The sequence below is a fragment of the Erythrobacter sp. genome (assembly GCF_024305245.1).
Lineage (GTDB): Bacteria > Pseudomonadota > Alphaproteobacteria > Sphingomonadales > Sphingomonadaceae > Erythrobacter.
In genome coordinates, this window is the sequence record NZ_JAMWYX010000005.1 from 207,007 (window position 1) to 224,663 (window position 17,657).

General features: G+C 65.2%; 20 protein-coding genes and 1 tRNA gene. 9 read left to right on the top strand and 12 right to left on the bottom strand.

The features are described from left to right. Nucleotides 1-34: 34 nt before the first annotated feature. The 4 genes from Q0L48_RS09595 to Q0L48_RS09610 form a co-directional block, all read right to left on the bottom strand. Nucleotides 35-1,378: a HAMP domain-containing sensor histidine kinase gene (locus Q0L48_RS09595; RefSeq protein ID WP_296720354.1), complete on the bottom strand. Its 1,344-nt coding sequence runs from the start codon at nt 1,376-1,378 to the stop codon at nt 35-37. A 118-nt stretch (nt 1,379-1,496) separates the two neighbouring features. Beyond that, entirely contained in the window at nt 1,497-2,174 is a 678-nt protein-coding gene (locus tag Q0L48_RS09600) for a response regulator transcription factor (RefSeq protein WP_296720189.1), read from the bottom strand. Nucleotides 2,175-2,294: 120 nt separating this feature from the next. Next, entirely contained in the window at nt 2,295-2,609 is a 315-nt protein-coding gene (locus tag Q0L48_RS09605) for a PepSY domain-containing protein (RefSeq protein WP_296720192.1), read from the bottom strand. A 50-nt stretch (nt 2,610-2,659) separates the two neighbouring features. Then, nucleotides 2,660-3,406 (bottom strand): SIMPL domain-containing protein, encoded by a 747-nt coding sequence (locus tag Q0L48_RS09610; RefSeq protein ID WP_296720193.1) that lies wholly within the window; start codon nt 3,404-3,406, stop codon nt 2,660-2,662. 99 nt (nt 3,407-3,505) lie between these two features. Here Q0L48_RS09610 and Q0L48_RS09615 point away from each other — a divergent pair, with 99 nt between their 5' ends. The 3 genes from Q0L48_RS09615 to Q0L48_RS09625 all read left to right on the top strand — a co-directional run bounded on the left by Q0L48_RS09615 (nt 3,506) and on the right by Q0L48_RS09625 (nt 6,323). After that, on the top strand, nt 3,506-5,329 hold the full coding sequence (locus Q0L48_RS09615) for an ABC-F family ATP-binding cassette domain-containing protein (RefSeq protein ID WP_296720196.1): 1,824 nt from the start codon (nt 3,506-3,508) through the stop codon (nt 5,327-5,329). Next, nucleotides 5,326-5,940 (top strand): uracil-DNA glycosylase family protein, encoded by a 615-nt coding sequence (locus Q0L48_RS09620; RefSeq protein ID WP_296720199.1) that lies wholly within the window; start codon nt 5,326-5,328, stop codon nt 5,938-5,940. Before Q0L48_RS09615 ends, Q0L48_RS09620 begins: the two co-directional genes overlap by 4 nt. Nucleotides 5,941-6,104: 164 nt before the next feature. Then, on the top strand, nt 6,105-6,323 hold the full coding sequence (locus Q0L48_RS09625; protein ID WP_296720201.1) for a hypothetical protein: 219 nt from the start codon (nt 6,105-6,107) through the stop codon (nt 6,321-6,323). A 21-nt stretch (nt 6,324-6,344) separates the two neighbouring features. On the opposite strand, the gene Q0L48_RS09630 is transcribed toward Q0L48_RS09625, so the two are convergent. Next, entirely contained in the window at nt 6,345-6,839 is a 495-nt protein-coding gene (locus Q0L48_RS09630) for a DUF6456 domain-containing protein (RefSeq protein ID WP_296720203.1), read from the bottom strand. A 96-nt stretch (nt 6,840-6,935) separates the two neighbouring features. Between Q0L48_RS09630 and Q0L48_RS09635 the strand changes: the two genes are divergently transcribed. Both Q0L48_RS09635 and Q0L48_RS09640 read left to right on the top strand, forming a co-directional pair. After that, nucleotides 6,936-7,514: a helix-turn-helix transcriptional regulator gene (locus tag Q0L48_RS09635; RefSeq protein WP_296720204.1), complete on the top strand. Its 579-nt coding sequence runs from the start codon at nt 6,936-6,938 to the stop codon at nt 7,512-7,514. Between the two features lie 26 nt (nt 7,515-7,540). Beyond that, a complete protein-coding gene (locus tag Q0L48_RS09640; RefSeq protein WP_296720207.1) occupies nt 7,541-8,719 on the top strand; it encodes a glycosyltransferase in 1,179 nt (392 codons plus the stop codon). A 4-nt stretch (nt 8,720-8,723) separates the two neighbouring features. On the opposite strand, the gene secF is transcribed toward Q0L48_RS09640, so the two are convergent. Genes secF through yajC form a run of 3 tightly spaced genes read right to left on the bottom strand, consistent with a single transcriptional unit; the run spans nt 8,724 to nt 11,694 of the window. Further along, a complete protein-coding gene (gene secF / locus Q0L48_RS09645; RefSeq protein ID WP_296720209.1) occupies nt 8,724-9,701 on the bottom strand; it encodes a protein translocase subunit SecF in 978 nt (325 codons plus the stop codon). 15 nt (nt 9,702-9,716) lie between these two features. Beyond that, nucleotides 9,717-11,315 (bottom strand): protein translocase subunit SecD, encoded by a 1,599-nt coding sequence (gene secD / locus Q0L48_RS09650; protein ID WP_296720214.1) that lies wholly within the window; start codon nt 11,313-11,315, stop codon nt 9,717-9,719. Between the two features lie 55 nt (nt 11,316-11,370). Further along, nucleotides 11,371-11,694 (bottom strand): preprotein translocase subunit YajC, encoded by a 324-nt coding sequence (yajC, locus tag Q0L48_RS09655; protein WP_296720217.1) that lies wholly within the window; start codon nt 11,692-11,694, stop codon nt 11,371-11,373. A gap of 247 nt (nt 11,695-11,941) precedes the next feature. Between yajC and Q0L48_RS09660 the strand changes: the two genes are divergently transcribed. From Q0L48_RS09660 to Q0L48_RS09675, 4 genes are all read left to right on the top strand, one after another. Further along, nucleotides 11,942-12,018 (top strand) — tRNA-Pro (locus tag Q0L48_RS09660). Between the two features lie 225 nt (nt 12,019-12,243). Continuing rightward, entirely contained in the window at nt 12,244-13,572 is a 1,329-nt protein-coding gene (locus tag Q0L48_RS09665) for a TrkH family potassium uptake protein (RefSeq protein ID WP_296720219.1), read from the top strand. Continuing rightward, nucleotides 13,562-14,221 carry a TrkA family potassium uptake protein gene (locus Q0L48_RS09670; protein WP_296720222.1) on the top strand — a complete coding sequence of 220 codons (660 nt, stop codon included), beginning with the start codon at nt 13,562-13,564 and terminating at the stop codon, nt 14,219-14,221. The genes Q0L48_RS09665 and Q0L48_RS09670 overlap by 11 nt, the downstream gene beginning before the upstream one ends. A 92-nt stretch (nt 14,222-14,313) precedes the next feature. Next, nucleotides 14,314-14,694: a VOC family protein gene (locus Q0L48_RS09675; protein ID WP_296720224.1), complete on the top strand. Its 381-nt coding sequence runs from the start codon at nt 14,314-14,316 to the stop codon at nt 14,692-14,694. On the opposite strand, the gene Q0L48_RS09680 is transcribed toward Q0L48_RS09675, so the two are convergent. From Q0L48_RS09680 to Q0L48_RS09695, 4 genes are all read right to left on the bottom strand, one after another. Then, nucleotides 14,691-15,188 (bottom strand): sterol desaturase family protein, encoded by a 498-nt coding sequence (locus tag Q0L48_RS09680; protein ID WP_296720226.1) that lies wholly within the window; start codon nt 15,186-15,188, stop codon nt 14,691-14,693. The genes Q0L48_RS09675 and Q0L48_RS09680 overlap by 4 nt on opposite strands. Next, complete coding sequence (locus Q0L48_RS09685) at nt 15,185-15,970, bottom strand: fatty acid desaturase (protein ID WP_296720229.1); 786 nt, start codon at nt 15,968-15,970, stop codon at nt 15,185-15,187. Before Q0L48_RS09685 ends, Q0L48_RS09680 begins: the two co-directional genes overlap by 4 nt. A 129-nt stretch (nt 15,971-16,099) precedes the next feature. Beyond that, nucleotides 16,100-17,086 (bottom strand): formylglycine-generating enzyme family protein, encoded by a 987-nt coding sequence (locus Q0L48_RS09690; protein WP_296720232.1) that lies wholly within the window; start codon nt 17,084-17,086, stop codon nt 16,100-16,102. A 68-nt stretch (nt 17,087-17,154) separates the two neighbouring features. After that, entirely contained in the window at nt 17,155-17,571 is a 417-nt protein-coding gene (locus Q0L48_RS09695) for a thioesterase family protein (protein ID WP_296720235.1), read from the bottom strand. Between the last annotated feature and the right edge of the window lie 86 nt (nt 17,572-17,657).

The window sequence follows — 17,657 nt, forward strand, 5'->3', positions numbered from 1 at the left end:
CGGCGTTGGGTGCAAAAACCCTTCGCACCGTCGATCATTCCGCCCGCGGCAGGCGCAATTCGACCAGCAGCCCGCCTAGGTCCTCACTGGTCCCCAGCTGGACGCTGCCGCCGTAGATTTCCGCGACGTCGCGCACGATTGCGAGGCCAAGGCCGGTGCCGGGCTTGCCGGTATCGAGCCGCGCCCCGCGATCGAAAATGCGGATGCGTTCGGCCTCGGGAATGCCGGTGCCGTCATCCTCAACCCAGATCAGGCATTCGCCATCACGCTGCTCGGCGCTCTCTTCATCGGGGTCGATGGTTACGAATACACTGCCCCCGCCGTATTTGGCGGCGTTCTCGATCAGGTTGCCGAGCATCTCGTCGAGGTCCTGCCGCTCGATCGCCACATCGGCATCGCGGCTGCCCGCGATGTCGAGCCGACCCTGCGGATAAAGCCGCTCGACCGCGCGGCGCACGGCTTCGGCGCTGGCCATCACATTGGTTCGGGCATGGCCGACCGCCCGCCGTCCGACTGCGCGGGCACGCGCCAGATGGTGGTCGACATGGCGCTGCATCGTGCGGGTCTCGCGCATTACTGCCTCGCCCAGATCGGGCGCGCGCGCGGTCGCGGCGTTGGTCAGCACGGTCAGCGGCGTCTTGAGCGCGTGGGCGAGATTGCCCGCATGGCGACGCGCTTCCTCCGCCTGCCGTTCGGAATGGTCGAGCAGCGCGTTCAACTCCTCGACCAGCGGCTGCACTTCGGTTGGCAGCGGATCGGTGATGCGGTTCGCGCCGGTGGTGCGCAGCTTCTGGATCGCCGCCCGCACCCGCCGCAGAGGCGAAAGGCCGTAGCGAATCTGCAACAGCGCCATCACCAGCAGGCCCAGCCCCAGGACCGCGAAGCTCCAGATCAGGATCAGCCGCACGCGGGCAATCTGGGTGTCCATCTGCTCGGTCGCGCTGGCGACGGCAAAGGTCCAGCGCGTCTCGCTGCCCGGCAGGATCACGGTGCGCTCGGCAATCCGCAGCGGTTCGCCTGCGAACTGATCGGAGTTGTGGAAATGCACCTCGCTGTTGAAATCCTCGCCCGTGGTCTTCACCCCCTGCAAGGTGAGCGTGCGATCCCACAGGCTGCGCGAGGCAATCGGCTCGAAATCGCCGCCGCTGATCTGCCAATACAGCCCGCTTCCCGGTTCTAGGAAGCGCTGGTCGCCGAGTGCGCGGTAGAACCACACCTCGCCGAAGGGGTCGATCTCGGCCGAGGCGATCATGGCGGTGAGGATGTAATCGAGCTGTTCGTCGAAGTTCTCTTCAACCTGCGTGGTGAGTGTCCGGTCGAGCGCGATGCCGCCGCCCAGCAGCAGCACGAAGATCCACCCCGCCGCGATCAGCCCCATGCGCCGCGCAAGGCTGGCGCGCGGTTGCGCTGCGGGCGCGGTGCTCACCGGCTCCGGCACGGCTGCGGCCCCGCCCGCGGGCAAGGTGCTGCGCGCTTCGCCGCCGGCCCCTGCCGCCTCAGGCGCGCGGGGCTTCGGCGGGGTCGTCGAGGCTGTAACCGAGGCCACGGATAGTCGTTATAACGTCTGCGCCAAGCTTCTTGCGGATGCGGGTGACGAACACTTCGATCGTGTTCGAATCCCGGTCGAAATCCTGATCGTAGATATGTTCGATCAATTCGGTGCGGCTGACGACCTTGCCCTTGTGGTGCATGAGGTAGGACAGCAGCTTGTATTCCTGCGCGGTCAGCTTGACCGGCTCTCCCGCCAGCGTCACCCGGCCCGAACGCGTGTCCAGCCGCACGTCGCCCGCAGTGAGTTCGGACGAGGTATTGCCCGAAGCGCGGCGGATCAGCGCGCGCAGCCGGGCGATCAGTTCCTCGGTCTGGAACGGCTTGGCGAGGTAATCATCCGCGCCTGCATCAAGACCTGCAACCTTGTCCGACCAGCTGTCGCGCGCGGTCAGGACCAGCACCGGGAAGGTGCGCCCTTCGCGCCTCCACATGCCAAGCACGGTCAACCCGTCGATCTCCGGCAGGCCGAGATCGAGCACGACCGCGTCGTAATCCTCGGTCGAGCCCATGAAGTGCCCGTCCTCGCCATCGGCGGAGAGATCGACGGCATAGCCGTGTTGCTCCAGCGTCGACTTGAGCTGCGCGCCCAGCGTGGGCTCATCCTCGACGATCAGAATTCGCATGTTCCACCATTTTCCTGCTGCATGAACGGCCGTTTGGTGCGCTTTTGCCGCGCCAGCGTCAAGCAACCGGCATGCGAAGAACCGCTGCCTGTCCCCCGATGATGCCGCTTTGACCGACTGTCAGCGCGAACGCCCGATGACCTTGCCGGTGCGGGCATCGACATCGACATAGGTAACGCGGCCATCGCGAATGAACTTGAGGCGATAGGCCCGCGCAATCGAATCGTAAGCGGGGCCGAGATATTCGCTGCCCTGCATCTGCGGCAGGATACGGCGCTCGATCTCGCGCAGCGACAGCTGGTTGCCCGCCTGCGCCTCGCGCCGCGCTTCGCCCTGATCGCCGCCGGACTGTTCCTGCGCAACGGCAGGCAGCGCAAGGCCACCCAGCGTCAGCGCAGCGACAAGTCCGGCAAAAAGGGAACGAAAGCGTTTCATGGTGTCCCCATGCCTAGTCGGATCGCTTTGAACAAGGAGTGAATGGGCGATCATTCGACGGCGGGCGCCATGTCATCGACCAGTTCGTAGGTGATCGAGATGGCGACACCGGAGGAAACCATGCCCGGCTGCACCGCTATCCGCGAGCCGGTCACCATGATCTTGTCTGCGCTCATCATCGCCTGCTCGGGCATCGGCGCGCGGTTCTGCATCGCCTCGCTGACCTTCAGCACCTTCACGCCGTCATAGCCGAGCATCGCGGCATAGGCCTGCGCGCGCTCTGCCGCCCGCTCGATCGCCCGCTTGCGCGCCGCATCCTTGGCCGCTGCGTCATCCTCGATACTGAAGTTCGGGCCGGACAGGTCGGTCGCGCCCGCAGCCACCAGCGCATCGAGCACCGTGCCGGTATCCTCGATCTTGCGCAGGTTCACGCTGACACGGTTGGACACCTGATAACCGCGGAAGATCTGGCGCTGGCCTTCGCGGTCGTAGTCATAGCGCGCATTAAGATTGATGCCGGTGGTCTGGATGTCCTTTTCGGCGACGCCCAGCGATTTGATGCGGGCGATCACCTTTTCCATCTCGGCAGAGTTCATCCGCAGCGCCTCGACCGCGGTCGGTGCCTCGCTGGTCACGCCAGCGCCGATGGTCGCCATGTCGGGCGCAACAGTGACGCTTTCGAAGATGTCGAGTTCGATCACCGGGCCGCTCGCCTCGATCTCGACGTTGGCGGCGTAGGCAGTGGTAGGCAGCGCGAACGCGCTGGCGGCGATCATGGCAAGGGCGGGACGGATCATCACAGGTTCCTCCAAAAGACGCGCCATTGAACCGGCACGGCTTTCGTAGCGCTGAACCGCCTTGGCACAAGGTTGCCAAGCCCCTACTTGGCGCAGCCTATGGCGCAACCACCTATCTTTTCGCTCGAAGGCATCGCTCTGCAACAAGGCGGGCGCTGGCTGTTCGGTGGCCCGAGCCCCACCAGCGGCACGGAGCCGGTCGATCTGCACGTGCTGCCGGGCGACCGGCTGGCGCTGATCGGGCGCAACGGCGCGGGCAAGACCACGCTGCTGCGGTTGATGATGGGGCGGATCGATGCGGATCGCGGAATGCGCCGCGTGAAGCCGGGCACGCGGATCGTGTTTCTGGAACAGGACCCCGATTTCGGCGCCGCGGAGACGCTGATGGACTTCGCACTGGCAGGCGACAAAGCGCCCGAGCCCCACGAGGTCGAAGCCATCGCCGGGCAGCTGGGCATCGACATGAGCCGCCCGGCGGAGACTGCCAGCGGAGGCGAGCGCCGACGCGCCGCCATCGCCCGCGCGCTGGCGCAGGACCCCGATCTGCTGCTGCTGGACGAGCCGACCAATCACCTCGACCTCAGCGCCATCGACTGGCTGGAGGACTGGTTGAGCCGCTATCGCGGCGCGTTCATCACCATTAGCCACGACCGCACCTTCCTCACCCGCCTGACCCGCGCGACCCTGTGGCTCGACCGCGGGACGATGCGGCGCAAGGAGGTCGGCTTCGGCGGCTACGAGGCGTGGGAGGAACAGGTCTACGCCGAGGAGGCCCGCGCCGCCGAGCGGATGGATGCCAAGCTCAAGATCGAGGCGCACTGGCTCGAACGCGGCGTAACCGCGCGGCGCAAGCGCAACCAGGGGCGGCTGGAGAAGCTGCATCAGATGCGCGCGACGCGGGCGGCGATGATCTCGGGCGCGGGCGTTGCCAAGCTGAAGCTTTCGAGCGACGATGACTTCAAGTCGAAATCGGTGATCGTCGCGGAAGGCATCTCCAAGACATACGGGGAGCGCGCGGTCATCAAGCCGTTCTCCTTGCGCATCCAGAACGGCGACCGCATCGGCATTGTCGGATCGAATGGCGCGGGCAAGACCACGCTGCTGAAGCTGCTGACCCGCGAGATCGAACCCGATACCGGCACCGTCACCCATGCCCGCACGCTTTCTGGCGTAATGATCGACCAGCAGCGCAAGCTGCTCGAACCCGGCGCCACCGTGCGCCAGATCCTTGCAGAAGGTGGCGACTGGATCGATGTGCGGGGCGTGCGCAAGCATGTCATGGCCTACCTAAAGGACTTCCTGTTCGATCCCGGTCTGGTCGATACCAAGGTCGGCATCCTGTCGGGCGGTGAGCGTTCGCGCCTGCTGCTGGCCCGCGAGTTCGCCCGCACCGCCAACCTGCTGGTGCTGGACGAGCCGACCAATGATCTCGACCTCGAAACGCTTGATTTGCTTCAGGAAGTGATCGCGGATTTCGACGGCACCGTGCTGATCGTAAGCCACGACCGCGACTTCCTCGACCGCACCGTGACGCTGACGCTCGGCCTCGACGGGTCGGGCAAGGTCGATATCGTCGCGGGCGGCTATGCCGACTGGGAAGCCAAGCGCAAGGCACCCGTCGCCGCCCGTTCCGCCGCCGCTCCGCGCAAGGACGATGCCACCGCTCCGGCCCCGTCCATGCCCACCAAACCCGCCGCCAAGCTGACCTACAAGGACCAGCGCGACTACGACATCCTGCCCGCACGGATCGAGGAACTCGAAACCGCGATCGCCAAGGGTGAGGCGATCCTTGCCGATCCCGAGCTCTACGCCAAGGATCCCCAGCGCTTCGCCGCCATCTCCGCCGGCATCGAAACCGCCCGCGCCGAGAGGGACGCCGCCGAGGAACGCTGGCTGATGCTGGCCGAACTGGTGGAAGGTTGAACGACAGCCGCGAAACCGCAGCCGCCGCCTTGCACCGGCGCATTGCCGCCTGCACGCTCTGCGCCGCGCACCTGCCGCTCGGCCCGCGCCCGGTCACGCAGTTTTCGCCAGCCAGCCGGTTGCTGATCATCGGCCAGGCACCCGGAACCAAGGTTCATGCCAGCGGCGTGCCGTGGGACGATGACAGCGGTGACCGGCTGCGCGGCTGGCTCGGCATCGACCGCGAGGCCATGTATGATGACGCCCGCATAGCGATCGTGCCGATGGGCTTCTGCTATCCCGGCAAGCTGTCGGGCGGCGATGCTCCGCCGCGCCGCGAATGTGCGCCGCAGTGGCATGGCGCGGTGCTGGGCCTGCTGCCCGAAGACCGGCTGACCCTGCTGGTCGGCGCCTATGCCCAGGCGCATTACCTGCCCCACACCCGCCGCCTTTCCATGACCGAGCGGGTGCGCCGCTTCGGCGAATACGGCAACATCATCGCCTTGCCCCACCCGGCATGGCGCGCGCGGCTGTGGATGGCCAAGCACCCGTGGTTCGAAGCCGACATCCTGCCGCAGCTGCGCGCGAAGGTCGCCGCGCTGTTCGGTTCCGGCCCTGTAGGAGACACATGAGACACTGTCCTGGAGTCGAAAACCTGTCCCCTCAGCGATGGCATGATTATCGCCCCGAGATCGCGGTTCGCCTCACGAATTCTTAAGCGTCCTGACGTATTTACAGGCAAAGTCAGCCGCTTGGGGAGCCTGCCGTGTCGAATGTCGCCAAAGCGATTTTGGGAATGATCCTGTTTTCCGTGTGGGGGCCGTATCTGCTCTATGTGTGGATGGTGCCGGGCGCGGTTCCGCAATGGGCATTCGCGCCCGGCATGCGCCGTGCCTTCATGCTCAGCCGCGAATACGAGCCGACGATCTTCACGCTGCTGTTCGGGATCGGCTTCACCGCGCTCGTGTTCGTCGGGGTCTACCGGCTGGCGACGGGCCGGATTGTGAACACTTGAGCGCGGCGGGGTCACGTCGCTTCACCTGATCCGGTAGAATTGCGCCACGCGTTCGAGCGCGATCTTCAGCACCAGCTTGCCGCTCCGGGCGGGCCAGCCGAGCCCTTTCTCGGCCTCGGGCAGCGCTTCGCCTGCGCACACCACGCGCCACAGGATGTCCTCCAGCCCCTTGCCCGCCGCCGTAATCGCGCCGTCGAACCGCTGGCGCGCGGCGATCTGGCGTTCGGTTGGCGACAGGCCGCGATCGTCGGTGGACTTCACCCGCACCGGATCCCAGCGCATGGTGACGCTGGCGGATAGCTGCGCACGTTCGTAATCGCTGCGCAGCGCCTCGCCCGCATCGAACAGTCGATCATCCAGATGCCCGCGCGCGTGGAGCCAGGCGAGCGGGGATTCGGCGAGGTTGACCGTTACCGTGCGGGCAGAACGCGCGCCGGTTTTGGCTGCTCGCTCACCCGCCCCGCTCCGGCGCGGGCCTTCGGCTGTGAGTTCGCGTTCGACCAATTGGCGCTTCATGCGGATGTCCTCCCTTTTTTTCGACACGAGCGACTTGCCAAACCGGCCATCTTGTAGGAAAGGAAAAACCATAATGGTTAGTTGTAAGGCAGCTCGATGCTCAACCGCATTCGCGACATCCGCAAGGCCAAAGGCCTGACGCTGGCCGATCTCGCCGAGGCTTGCGAGCCGCCGACCACCGCGCAGACGATCGGGCGACTGGAAACCGGCACGCGCCAGCTGTCCCTGACATGGATGAACCGCATCGCCGCCGCTCTGGGTGTCGAACCGGCCAGCCTGATGCGGGCGGAGACGGGCGAGCCTGCTCGCATCGTCGCCGAACTCGCCGCAAACGGCGCGCAGGCGCTCGCCGCTCCGCGCGATGCCGTGTTGCCGAGCGAACTGGCCGCCGCCGACGGGCCTGCGCCGCTGGTGCTGCTGGTGAGCGAGAGCGTGGGCGAATACCGGCCGGGCGACCTGCTGTGGCTGCGCCCGCTCGATCCCGAACACTCCGCCAGCGCAATGAACCGCGATTGCCTTGTCCCGCGATCCGGCGGGCGGTTCGCCTTCGGGCGGCTGATCGACCGGCGCGGCGCGCTGGTCGGGCTGCTGCCGCCGGGCGCGGGGCACAAACAGGTGGTGGTCGACAATCCGCCGTGGATTGCAGTGGCGACCATGCTGGTCAGAACGCTTTAACGATCGCAGGACAAGGACTTCGCCCGGTGAAACACGTCCTCGCCCTTTCCACGCTCTATCCCAACCCGGCAAATCCGCGGTTCGGGACATTTGTCGCCCGTTCGCTGGAGGCGCTGGCGAAGCGCGGGGACTGGCGAGTCACGGTGATGAACCCGCTCGGCCTGCCGCCGCTGACGTTGGGGCGCTATCGCCCGCTGGCCGACCTGCCCGAACACAGCGAAGAGGGCGGGATCGCCATCCACCGCCCGCGCTTCACACTGATCCCGCGCATCGGCGCGCGCCGCAATGCCGGCGCAATCGCGCGCGCGGCGCTGCCGCTGGTGCAGCGCATCCATGCGGAAAATCCCATCGATGTGCTCGATGCGCAGTTCTTCTTCCCCGATGGACCGGCGGCCGCGATCATCGCGCGCGAGACGGGCCTGCCGCTGTCGATCAAGGCGCGGGGCAGCGATATCAGCTTCTGGGGGGAGCATGAGTTTGCCCGCCGGCAGATGCTGGACGCCGCCAATACCGCGACCGGGCTGCTGGCGGTCAGCCGCGATCTGGCCGGGCAGATGGCTGCGATGGGCATGGATGCGGCGAAAATCACAGTGCATTATACCGGCCTCGACCGTGACCGGTTCCGCCCGCTGGAACACACGCAATTGCGCGCCCAGCTAAGCCGCGAACTGGGTTTTGCCCTGCCCGACAATGCGCCGATGCTCGCCTGTGTGGCTGCGCTGATCGAACGCAAGGGTCAGGGGATCGCGATTGCCGCGCTCAACGACATCCCCGGCGCGCGGCTGGTGCTGGTCGGCAAGGGCGAGGACGAGGCGCGCCTGCGGGCGCTGGCGGCAAGCGGGGGCGTGGCCGAACGCGTGCATTTCGCCGGGTCGCTCGATCACGACCTGATGCCGCTGGTGCTGTCGGCTGCCGATGTGATGGTGCTGCCGACGGTGAGCGAAGGGCTGGCCAATGCCTGGGTCGAGGCGCTCGCCTGCGGCACGCCGGTGGTGACGACCGATGTCGGCGGCGCGCGCGAATTGATCGTGAACGACACCGCCGGGCGGCTGGTGGAGCGCAACCCGGCAGCCGTGGCCGCCGGGATCAACGCGATCCTCAACGCCCCGCCCGCGCGGGAGGATGTCGCCGCGCTGACCGAGCAATTCAGCTGGGAAGCCAACGCCGCCGCGCTGGCAGCGCATTACGAGCGGCTGGCAGGCTGAAGCCCTACGCCTCGCCGCGGGCGATCTTTTCCTGCCTGTCGAGCGCGCTTTCCTGCGGCACGAAGCTGGTCGAGGTCACGCCCATCCAGATCAGCAGCGGCCCCGCCAGATAGACGCTGGAATAGGTGCCGATGAACAGGCCTGCTGTGATCGCCGCGACCATGCCGAACAGGCTGGCCGGACCGAACAGCAGCAGCGGCATCAGCGCCACGAACAGCGTCAGCGAGGTCATGATAGTGCGCGCCAGCGTCTCGTTGACCGACAGATCGAGCAGTTCGGGCAGCGGCATCTTGCGGAACTTTTTCAGGTTCTCGCGGATGCGGTCATAGACCACGATGGTATCGTTCAGCGAATAGCCGATGATTGCGAGGATCGCAGCGACGATCTGCAGCCCGAACTCCATCTGCGTCAATGCGAACAGGCCGAGCGTGACCGAGACATCGTGGAACAGCGCAAACAGCGCGCCGACGCCGAACTGCCATTCGAACCGGACCCAGATATAGATCGCCACCGCCACCATCGCCGCCAGCAGCGCGAGGATCGCCGAATCCCGGAATTCGCCTGCGACCTTGCCCGAAACGGTATCATTCCCATCGGTGCGCGCACCGGGATATTCCTCGCCGATGGCCGCGATCACGCGGTTGCCGATCTCGGTCGCGGCGCCGGGGGTATCCTCCGTACCCTCGGGCAAGGGGACGCGGATCGACACCTGATTGGGTGCGCCGAATTCCTGCACCACCGGCTCGCCGTAGCCGAGCCCACCGACCAACTCACGCAGGCCGGGGATCGGTGCTTGCTCACGCTCCTCGAAGGTCAGGCGCACTTCCTGCCCGCCAGCGAAATCGACGCCGAAATTGAGGCCGTTGACCAGCACCGCCGCCCAGCTGCCCACAATCAGCACGATGCTGAGCACGAAGAACGGCACGCGCAGTTTCAGGAATTTGATGTTGGTATCGTCGGGGACGAGCTTCAGGAGTTTCATCGGTCTCGCGCTCCTTCAGATAGCGATGTCATTGGGGCGCGCCCTGCGGAGCCACCCGGAAACCCACATGCGGGTCATGGTCACACCGGTGAAGACAGAGGTGAACAGGCCCACCACCAGCACCACCGCAAAGCCCTTTACCGGCCCCGAACCGAAGGCGAACAGCGCCACCCCGGCAATGAAGTTGGTGAGGTTGGCGTCCCAGATCGCGCGGCTGGCTTCCTTGTAGCCGGTTTCCACCGCGGCGATCACCTTGCGCCCGCGCCTTCGTTCTTCGCGGATGCGCTCGTTGATCAGCACGTTGGCGTCCACCGCCGCGCCGATGGTGATAACGAACCCGGCGATCCCCGGCAGGGTCAGCGTTGCGTTGATCCCGGCCATGATGCCCAGCAGCATCAGAACGTTGAACACCAGCGCGATGGTGGAATAGACACCGAAGCGGCCATAGCTCGCCACCATCAATGCCACCACCGCAAGGCTGCCGATCATCATCGCCAGCAACCCGCGCCGGATCGAATCCGCGCCGAGATCCGGGCCGACAGTCCGCTCCTCGACGATCGCGAGATCGACCGGCAGCGCACCGGAATTCAGCGCGATCGCCAGTTCGTTCGCGCTTTCCGCAGTGAAGCTGCCCGAAATCTGCGCCCGTCCGCCAAGGATCGGCTCGTTGATCTCGGGCGTCGACAGGATCTGCTCATCGAGGATGATGGCGAACGGCCTGCCGGTATTCTCGCGCGTCAGTTTGGCGAACTTGGCCCCACCCTGCGCATCGAACACGATGTTGACGACGTTCTGGTTATTGGTCGGATCGACCCCGGCCTTGGCCTCGGTCAGATTGTCGCCGCGAATGCCGCCCAGACGGCGCACCGCTTCCGACCGGCCTGCCTGCGGCGTATCGGGAGCATAGGGAAAGACCTCACTGCCCGGGGGCGCGATGCCTGCCTGCACATTTTCCGGCAGGGCATTCAGATCGACCAGCTTGAATTCGAGCCGCGCGGTCTTGCCCAGCAGGCTCTTCAGCGCCTCGGGATCGTCGAGCCCCGGCACCTGCACCACGATGCGGGTGTCGCCCTGACGGATGATCGTCGGCTCACGCGTGCCGAGTTCGTCGATCCGGCGGCGCACCACTTCGGTCGCGCTTTCCATCGCATCATTCAGCGCAGCCTCGATGCCCGCATCGGTCGGGGTGAGCACCATGCGCTGCCCATCGACCACCGACAGGTCCCATTCGCGGGTCAGGTTCGCGCCCTGCATCACCGGTTCGAGCAGCCCGCGTGCGCGGTCGATATCGGCCGCGCTGTCGAGCATGAAGCTCATCCGGCCTTCACCGGTCGAAACGTCGCCGATGCGGATGCGCGGATTGGCATTGCGCATCAACTGGCGGACGGATTCTTCCATGTTTTCGAGCCGCTGGGCGCGGATATCCTCGGCCCTGGCTTCCAGCAGCAGGTGCGAACCGCCGGCCAGATCGAGCCCGAGATTGACCTGCGGATTGGGCAGGTTCGACGGCCAGTCCACCCCCGCGACATTCGCGAGTGAAGGCAGCGACAGGATGGCCGCAGCCAGCGTGACGCCCCATAACCATATCATTTTCCAAAGCGGGAATTCGAGCATTGCGTCAGGGTCTCACGCGAAGGGATCGGCCAGTCGCCAGCGGCGCTTGGCGGTTTCAGTCGTTTGCCGGGGTGCCGCCGGGCGGGATGATGTCACCGATGGTCGCCTTGACCGCCTTGACGCGGACATTGGTGCCCAGTTCCAGTTCGACGAAGGTATCGTCGACCTTGAGCACCTTGCCCACCAACCCGCCAGCGGTGACGACCTGGTCGCCCTTCTTCATTCCGGCGACTTTCTGCTGATGTTCCTTCTGCCGCTTCATCTGCGGGCGGATGATCAGGAACCAGAAAATCAGGATCATGCCGACGATCGGCAGAAACCCTACCCACGAAGGCGGCCCGGCAGCAGCACCGGCGGCAGCGAGAAGATCGAATGTCATGCGATAAAACCCGTCAGGAACCCGTTGTCATCATGCAGAGCGCCGTCCACCCACCCCCGAAAAAGCGGCAGCACGGCCTGCGTCTGCGTTCAAGTGGGCGCGCCTAGCAGCAATGCAAGGGCGCGGCAATGTTGCTGGCAGCGTGGATGGCGAAGACCACCCGCTCCGCCTCCCTGCCCGCAACAAAGACTCCCAAACCCGCTTGCCAGCCAGCGGACGGCCCCCTATAGGCGCCGCTCCACTGGAACGGGACGTAGCGCAGCCTGGTAGCGCATCACACTGGGGGTGTGGGGGTCGGAGGTTCGAATCCTCTCGTCCCGACCAGTGGTTTCCCCCCAAGCGTCCATCCCGCAGAATTCCTCGCCTTGGAGGAGTTGACGTATGCGGTTGGGACTTTCCGGATAAAGACAAGCCGCCATCGGCGGCGCTGTGACCAACCGGGGCGCGGCATTCCCCTACCTGATCCGCGCGTGTGCGCTCCGGCCGCGCGCGCGCTGGTAACTCCATCAAACTATTGCCGTGCCCGCGATTCATCGCCAAGCCGCTCTGATGAAGCTGATGCGCAACCCGATCCGGCTGGTGCCTAGTCTGTTTCTGCTCGCCATCGCGATTGGAACAGTGTTGCTCAGCCTGCCGATCGCGACGGCTGACGGCACCCCCGCACCTGTTCTGACCGCGCTGTTCACCGCCACATCCGCCGTCGCGGTGACGGGGTTGGTGGTGGTTGATACCGGCAGCTACTGGTCGCCGTTCGGGCAAGTGGCGATCCTGCTGATGTTCCAGATCGGCGGGCTGGGTATCATGACCGCGGCGACTTTGTTCGGTCTCATCGCTGGTCGAGGGTTCGGCCTGCATGACCGCATGGCAACGCAGGTCGAGCGCGGCCGGCTGGAAACCGGCGATGCGCTGTCGGTGCTGAAGCTGGTATTTGCCATTACGATGGCGGTGGAGGCGGTGGTGGCCGCGATCCTAGCGGTGCGGATGGTGACGAGCTACGACATGAATGTCGGCAGCGCCCTGTGGCACGGTGTGTTTCATGCGGTCAGCGCGTTCAACAATGCGGGCTTCTCCACCCACTCCGACAGCGTCATGGGATACCAGTCCGATCCGGTGATCCTTGTCCCGATCATGCTGGCAGTGATCCTGACCGCGCTCGGCTTTCCGGTGATGCAGGATTTGCGCGACAAGCGGTTCGCGTGGAAGCGCTGGTCGCTGCATTCCAAGGTGACCGTCTATGGCACAGCCGCGCTGCTGGCATTGGGGTTCGTCGCGATCCTCGCGATGGAATGGACCAATGCAGGAACGCTCGGCCCGATGAGCGTGGGCAGCAAATTGCTCAACGCCGCGTTCCATTCGGTCATGCCGCGCACGGCGGGCTTCAACAGCGTGGATGTCGGCGCATTTCATGATCAGACGCTGATGGTCAATTACCTGCTGATGTTCATCGGCGGCGGCAGCGCGGGCACGGCGGGCGGGATTAAGGTGACGACCTTCATCGTGCTGTTCGCCATCGTCCTGTCCGAAGTGCTGGGCCGCCGCGATGCGGGCCTGTTCGACCGCCGCTTCGGCAGCGAGGTGGAACGGCAGGCGCTGACCGTGACGGTGCTGGCGGCGAGCCTGATCTTCGCTGCAACCACCTATATCTCCTCGATCACCACCCTGCCGCTGCCGGACATTTTGTTCGAATGCATTTCCGCCTTCTCGACAGTCGGCCTGTCCACCGGCATCACGGCCGATCTTCCGCCATCCGCGCAGGTGGTGATTGTGCTGCTGATGTTCATCGGCCGGGTGGGAACAATTACTGTCGCCACCGCGCTTGCTGTGGGACGGCCCGCGCGCCCCTATCGCTATCCCAAGGAGAACCTCATTGTCGGCTGACAAGCGCAAACCCGTTCTGGTTGTCGGTCTGGGCCGCTTCGGCGGCGCGGTCGCCCGGACGCTCACCAACATGGGCAGCGAAGTGCTGGGCATCGATAGCGACCCGCACTTTGTGCAGGAATACGCGGCCGACCTGACCAAGGTGGTCGAGGCCGATTGCACCGACGGCGATATGCTGCGGCAGCTGGGGGTCGCCGATTTCGAGGCGGCGGTGGTCGCCATCGGCACCGATATCGAAGCCAGCGTGCTGACAGTGCTGGCGCTTGCCGATCTCGGCCTCACCAATATCTGGGCCAAGGCAAGCAATGCGAAACACGCCCGCATTCTCGAACGCATCGGCGCGACCCACGTGGTGTTCCCCGAACAACGCATGGGCGAGCGCGTAGCGCACCTGCTGAACGAACGGCTGCTCGATTTCATCGCTTTCGGTGACGAGTTCGCGATTGCGCGCCTGTGCGCCCCGGACCCGATTGTCGGATTGCCGCTGGTGACCAGTGCGTGCCGCAAGAAATATCACGTGACGGTGGTGGGGGTTAAGCGTGTGGGTGAGGACTTTATCCATGCCGTGCCCGACACGATCATCTTCCCCGACGATGAATTGGTGGTGTCGGGCCGGATCAAGGATATCGAACGCTTTTCCGCGATCTGACCCGCCCCGGCTGTGATCAGCCCGCGCCTCGGCGTAGACTGGGCATAGGGGCGTCCGGTGTTCGAGTCGTCCTGATGGAAAGGAGTGCGATGATGCTCGGCAATTCACCGCCCGTTTGCTTTGTGCTGGCCGCAGACATGGCCCGTGCGCGCAAATTCTACACCGACACGCTCGGCCTCACGCAAACCGGGGAAGACCCGTTTGCCGTGAGCTATGATCTGGCCGGCACGATGCTGCGCCTGACCAGGATCGAAGGGCATGAGCCCGGCCCGCACACCGTGCTCGGCTGGCAGGTCGCCGATATTGCCGCGACCATGGACAAGCTGGCGGCCAAAGGCGTGACTTTCGAAATCTACGACGGTTTCGGACAGGACGAACGCGGGGTGTGGACCGATCCCGGTTCCGGCACGCGGATCGCATGGTTCCACGATTCCGAAGGCAACAATCTCAGCCTGACGCAGTTCGGCGGCTAGATCTGCGCCTCGCGCACCACCGCGACGCCCGCTTCCTTCTGGCGCTTCAACTCCGCCTTCAGTTTGGCCGGATCGCGGGCGATGACGAAGCCGAAGCTGACTCCGCCTTCCTTGCCGATGGTCGCATGGTGCAGCTTGTGCGCCTGCACCAGCCGCTTGGCATAGCCCTTGCGCGGCACCCACTTCCAGTAGCGCTGATGGACCAGTCCATCATGCACCAGCGTGTAGATCACCCCGTACAGCGTGATGCCGACCGCGAACCACCACAGCCAGTCCCAATAGAGCGAACCGTAGATATACATCGCGGCGTTGATCGTACCGAACACCACTGCGAACAGATCGTTCTTTTCCAGCACCTTGTCATGCGGTTCGTGGTGGTCGCGGTGCCAGCCCCAGCCCCAGCCATGCATGATGTACTTGTGCGCGACCCACGCGAACAGCTCCATGCCGATCAGCGACGATAATACGGTGAGGATGATTTCGAGCCAGCTCATGCGGGCACCTTTGCGATCGGTTCTGGCAGTTCGGTCTCGCCCACCCCGGCCCGTTTCGCCGCTGGCAAGCCCCACCACGGCACATCGGGCCGGTGATGGTGTTCGAGATGATAGCCGAAATGGAAGCAGGTGGCGAGGCTGGCCAGCGTGCCGAAATCATTGCTGCGGGCATTGTGCCGGTCGGCGAAGGGCTGACCTTCGCGGTGGCAGTGCGGGCGATAGGTGCCGAAATAGAACAATTGCAGCGACGAGGCCAAGGCGGGCAAGCCATAGAGCATGACGATCTGCGCCATCGGGATATCCAGCACCAGCCAGTATATCCCGACCACGGTGTGCACGAACAGGATCGACCGCCAGCCGAAATAGCGCCGGAAAAAGGTCGCATACCAGCGCTTGAAATCGCCCGGATTATGCTCGTCGAAATCGGGATCGCCGGCGCGGCCCGACAGCTTGTGATGGGCGAAATGGGCATCGCGCAACTGCTTCCACGCGAAGCCCGCATACAGGAACAGCAGCACCGCGCCGATCGCCCCGTTGAGCTTCGGCTTGCCCGGCACAAGAGTGCCATGCATCGCATCATGGCAGACGATGAACACGCCAACCGAAAGCCAGCACTGCACCATGGCCGCCGCCAGCGCGATGGGCCAGTTGGTCCACGACAATTCGAACACGAACATGCCCCAGGCGTGAATGCCCAGCCAGCTTCCGGCAATCGCCAGCGCCAGCACAAGGCCGATCGTGCCTTGCTGCGCGCGGGCAGGAAGGGTGAAGTGCGGGTTCATGTCAAAAGGATACGGACGCGCGGGCCATAGGGACGCGTATAGAACCTGCGCGCAAAGTGGCAATCGGGTTTGCACAATGCGGCGGCCCCGCGCCGGTGCGGCGAGACGGAAACAGGTGACGCCGCAGGTTCAATCGCGCTGCGATGACGGCCGGTCATACACCAGCCGGAAACCGACATTGTTGGCCCCCAGCCCCGGGTCGCGCCCCTGCCGCGACTGCGGGCGGTAACGCTGGCAGTAATTGGGCGCGCACAGGTATGATCCGCCCTTCATCACGCGGGTGACAAGGCCGGGGTTGAGCGGGTCGTAGGCATCGGCCTCGCTCGGCCCACGCGGGGTATCGCGGTCGGCGGTGTCGTGGCCGGGACGGTAGTAATCGGCCGTTACCTCCCAGACATTGCCGGTCATGTCGTAGAGCCCGTTGGCGTTCGGGGTGTAGCAGCCGACCGGTGCGATCCCGTAGAAGCCGTCGCTTTGCTCGTTGTTGACGGGGAATACCCCCTGCCAGCTATTCGCCGCGTCCGCGCCGGGCTGGGCGGCGCTGGCGGGCTGGCCTGCGCTTGCGGCATATTCCCACTCGGCCTCGCTCGGCAGGCGACCGCCGCGCCAGCGGGCATAGGCGGTCATGTCGTCATGCGACAGGTGGACGACCGGCTGGTTCGGTTCCGCTTCCGGCCCGCCCGGCCCTTCGGGTCGCTGCCAATTGGCGCCGGGTACATAGCGCCACCAGTCGGTGAAGCGGGTGGAAGGGCGATCGGGCGCGACGAACACCGCCGATCCGGGCTGCAGCAATTCGGGCGGGATCTGATCGCGCGGCACCCGGAACAGCGCAGGGTCGACCGGCTTTTCGGCAGTGGTGACATGGCCGGTGGCAGCGACAAATGCGGCGAACTGGGCATTGGTGACTTCGTGCGGGTCGATCCAGAAGCCGCCGACGCGGGTCAAGCGCGGTGGCCCTTCTTCGCGGTAGACCTGATCGGATCCCATGGTGAATGTGCCCGCCGCGATGCGGACGGGATCGGAACGTATGGCGGGGCATTCGCGCACCGCCTGCGCTGTCGCCGCTGGAGATGGTCCGTTATCGCACGCCGCCAGCAGCGCAAAGGCACACAGCATCAGGCTGCGCAGCGATGCACCAGGCGCAGCGCCGTGTAATGGAGAAGGTCGCCCCAGGAGCGCGCCCTTTACTCTGCCGGAGGGAAGAAGAACGCCCGCAGGTGATCGCCGATGCGCGCCGGGCGCAAGGTCTTGGCATCGATGCAGCACCAGCTCGATTGCACTTCGGCCAACACTTCCTCGCCGCGCTTGATCAGCGTGGAATAGAACGCGCGCGCACCATTGAAGCGTTCGAGCACGGTTTGCGCGATCACATCGTCATCGAGGAAAGCAGGCTTTCGATAGGTAATCTCGTGCTTCAGAGCGACCCACGCCTTGCTGGCGACATCTTCCGCCGGGGCAAGATCGTTCCAGTGCGCCAGCACCGCATCCTGCACCCAATTGAGATAGCGCGCATTATTGACGTGGCCCATGAAGTCGATGTCGGCCGGTTCGACTGTGATCGCGTGGACAAAAGGTGCGGAGGGAGATTCGATTGCTGACATATTTGTCAGTTATAACTCATGAAGACTGCAAATCCATGACGAATTTGACGCCGATCAAGCACGCATCTTGCGCGAAGGGCGGCGGC

Coding starts and splice junctions, on each gene's coding strand:
- Q0L48_RS09610 (WP_296720193.1), bottom strand. CDS start 3,406: ATGATCCGTCCCGCCCTTGCCATGATCGCCGCCAGCGCGTTCGCGCTG.
- secD (WP_296720214.1), bottom strand. CDS start 11,315: ATGCTCGAATTCCCGCTTTGGAAAATGATATGGTTATGGGGCGTCACG.
- Q0L48_RS09625 (WP_296720201.1), top strand. CDS start 6,105: ATGATCCTGTTTTCCGTGTGGGGGCCGTATCTGCTCTATGTGTGGATG.
- Q0L48_RS09600 (WP_296720189.1), bottom strand. CDS start 2,174: ATGCGAATTCTGATCGTCGAGGATGAGCCCACGCTGGGCGCGCAGCTC.
- Q0L48_RS09595 (WP_296720354.1), bottom strand. CDS start 1,378: ATGGGGCTGATCGCGGCGGGGTGGATCTTCGTGCTGCTGCTGGGCGGC.
- Q0L48_RS09605 (WP_296720192.1), bottom strand. CDS start 2,609: ATGAAACGCTTTCGTTCCCTTTTTGCCGGACTTGTCGCTGCGCTGACG.
- Q0L48_RS09675 (WP_296720224.1), top strand. CDS start 14,314: ATGCTCGGCAATTCACCGCCCGTTTGCTTTGTGCTGGCCGCAGACATG.
- Q0L48_RS09630 (WP_296720203.1), bottom strand. CDS start 6,839: ATGAAGCGCCAATTGGTCGAACGCGAACTCACAGCCGAAGGCCCGCGC.
- Q0L48_RS09635 (WP_296720204.1), top strand. CDS start 6,936: ATGCTCAACCGCATTCGCGACATCCGCAAGGCCAAAGGCCTGACGCTG.
- Q0L48_RS09615 (WP_296720196.1), top strand. CDS start 3,506: ATGGCGCAACCACCTATCTTTTCGCTCGAAGGCATCGCTCTGCAACAA.
- Q0L48_RS09680 (WP_296720226.1), bottom strand. CDS start 15,188: ATGAGCTGGCTCGAAATCATCCTCACCGTATTATCGTCGCTGATCGGC.
- Q0L48_RS09665 (WP_296720219.1), top strand. CDS start 12,244: ATGAAGCTGATGCGCAACCCGATCCGGCTGGTGCCTAGTCTGTTTCTG.
- secF (WP_296720209.1), bottom strand. CDS start 9,701: ATGAAACTCCTGAAGCTCGTCCCCGACGATACCAACATCAAATTCCTG.
- Q0L48_RS09685 (WP_296720229.1), bottom strand. CDS start 15,970: ATGAACCCGCACTTCACCCTTCCTGCCCGCGCGCAGCAAGGCACGATC.
- Q0L48_RS09695 (WP_296720235.1), bottom strand. CDS start 17,571: ATGTCAGCAATCGAATCTCCCTCCGCACCTTTTGTCCACGCGATCACA.
- yajC (WP_296720217.1), bottom strand. CDS start 11,694: ATGACATTCGATCTTCTCGCTGCCGCCGGTGCTGCTGCCGGGCCGCCT.
- Q0L48_RS09690 (WP_296720232.1), bottom strand. CDS start 17,086: ATGCTGTGTGCCTTTGCGCTGCTGGCGGCGTGCGATAACGGACCATCT.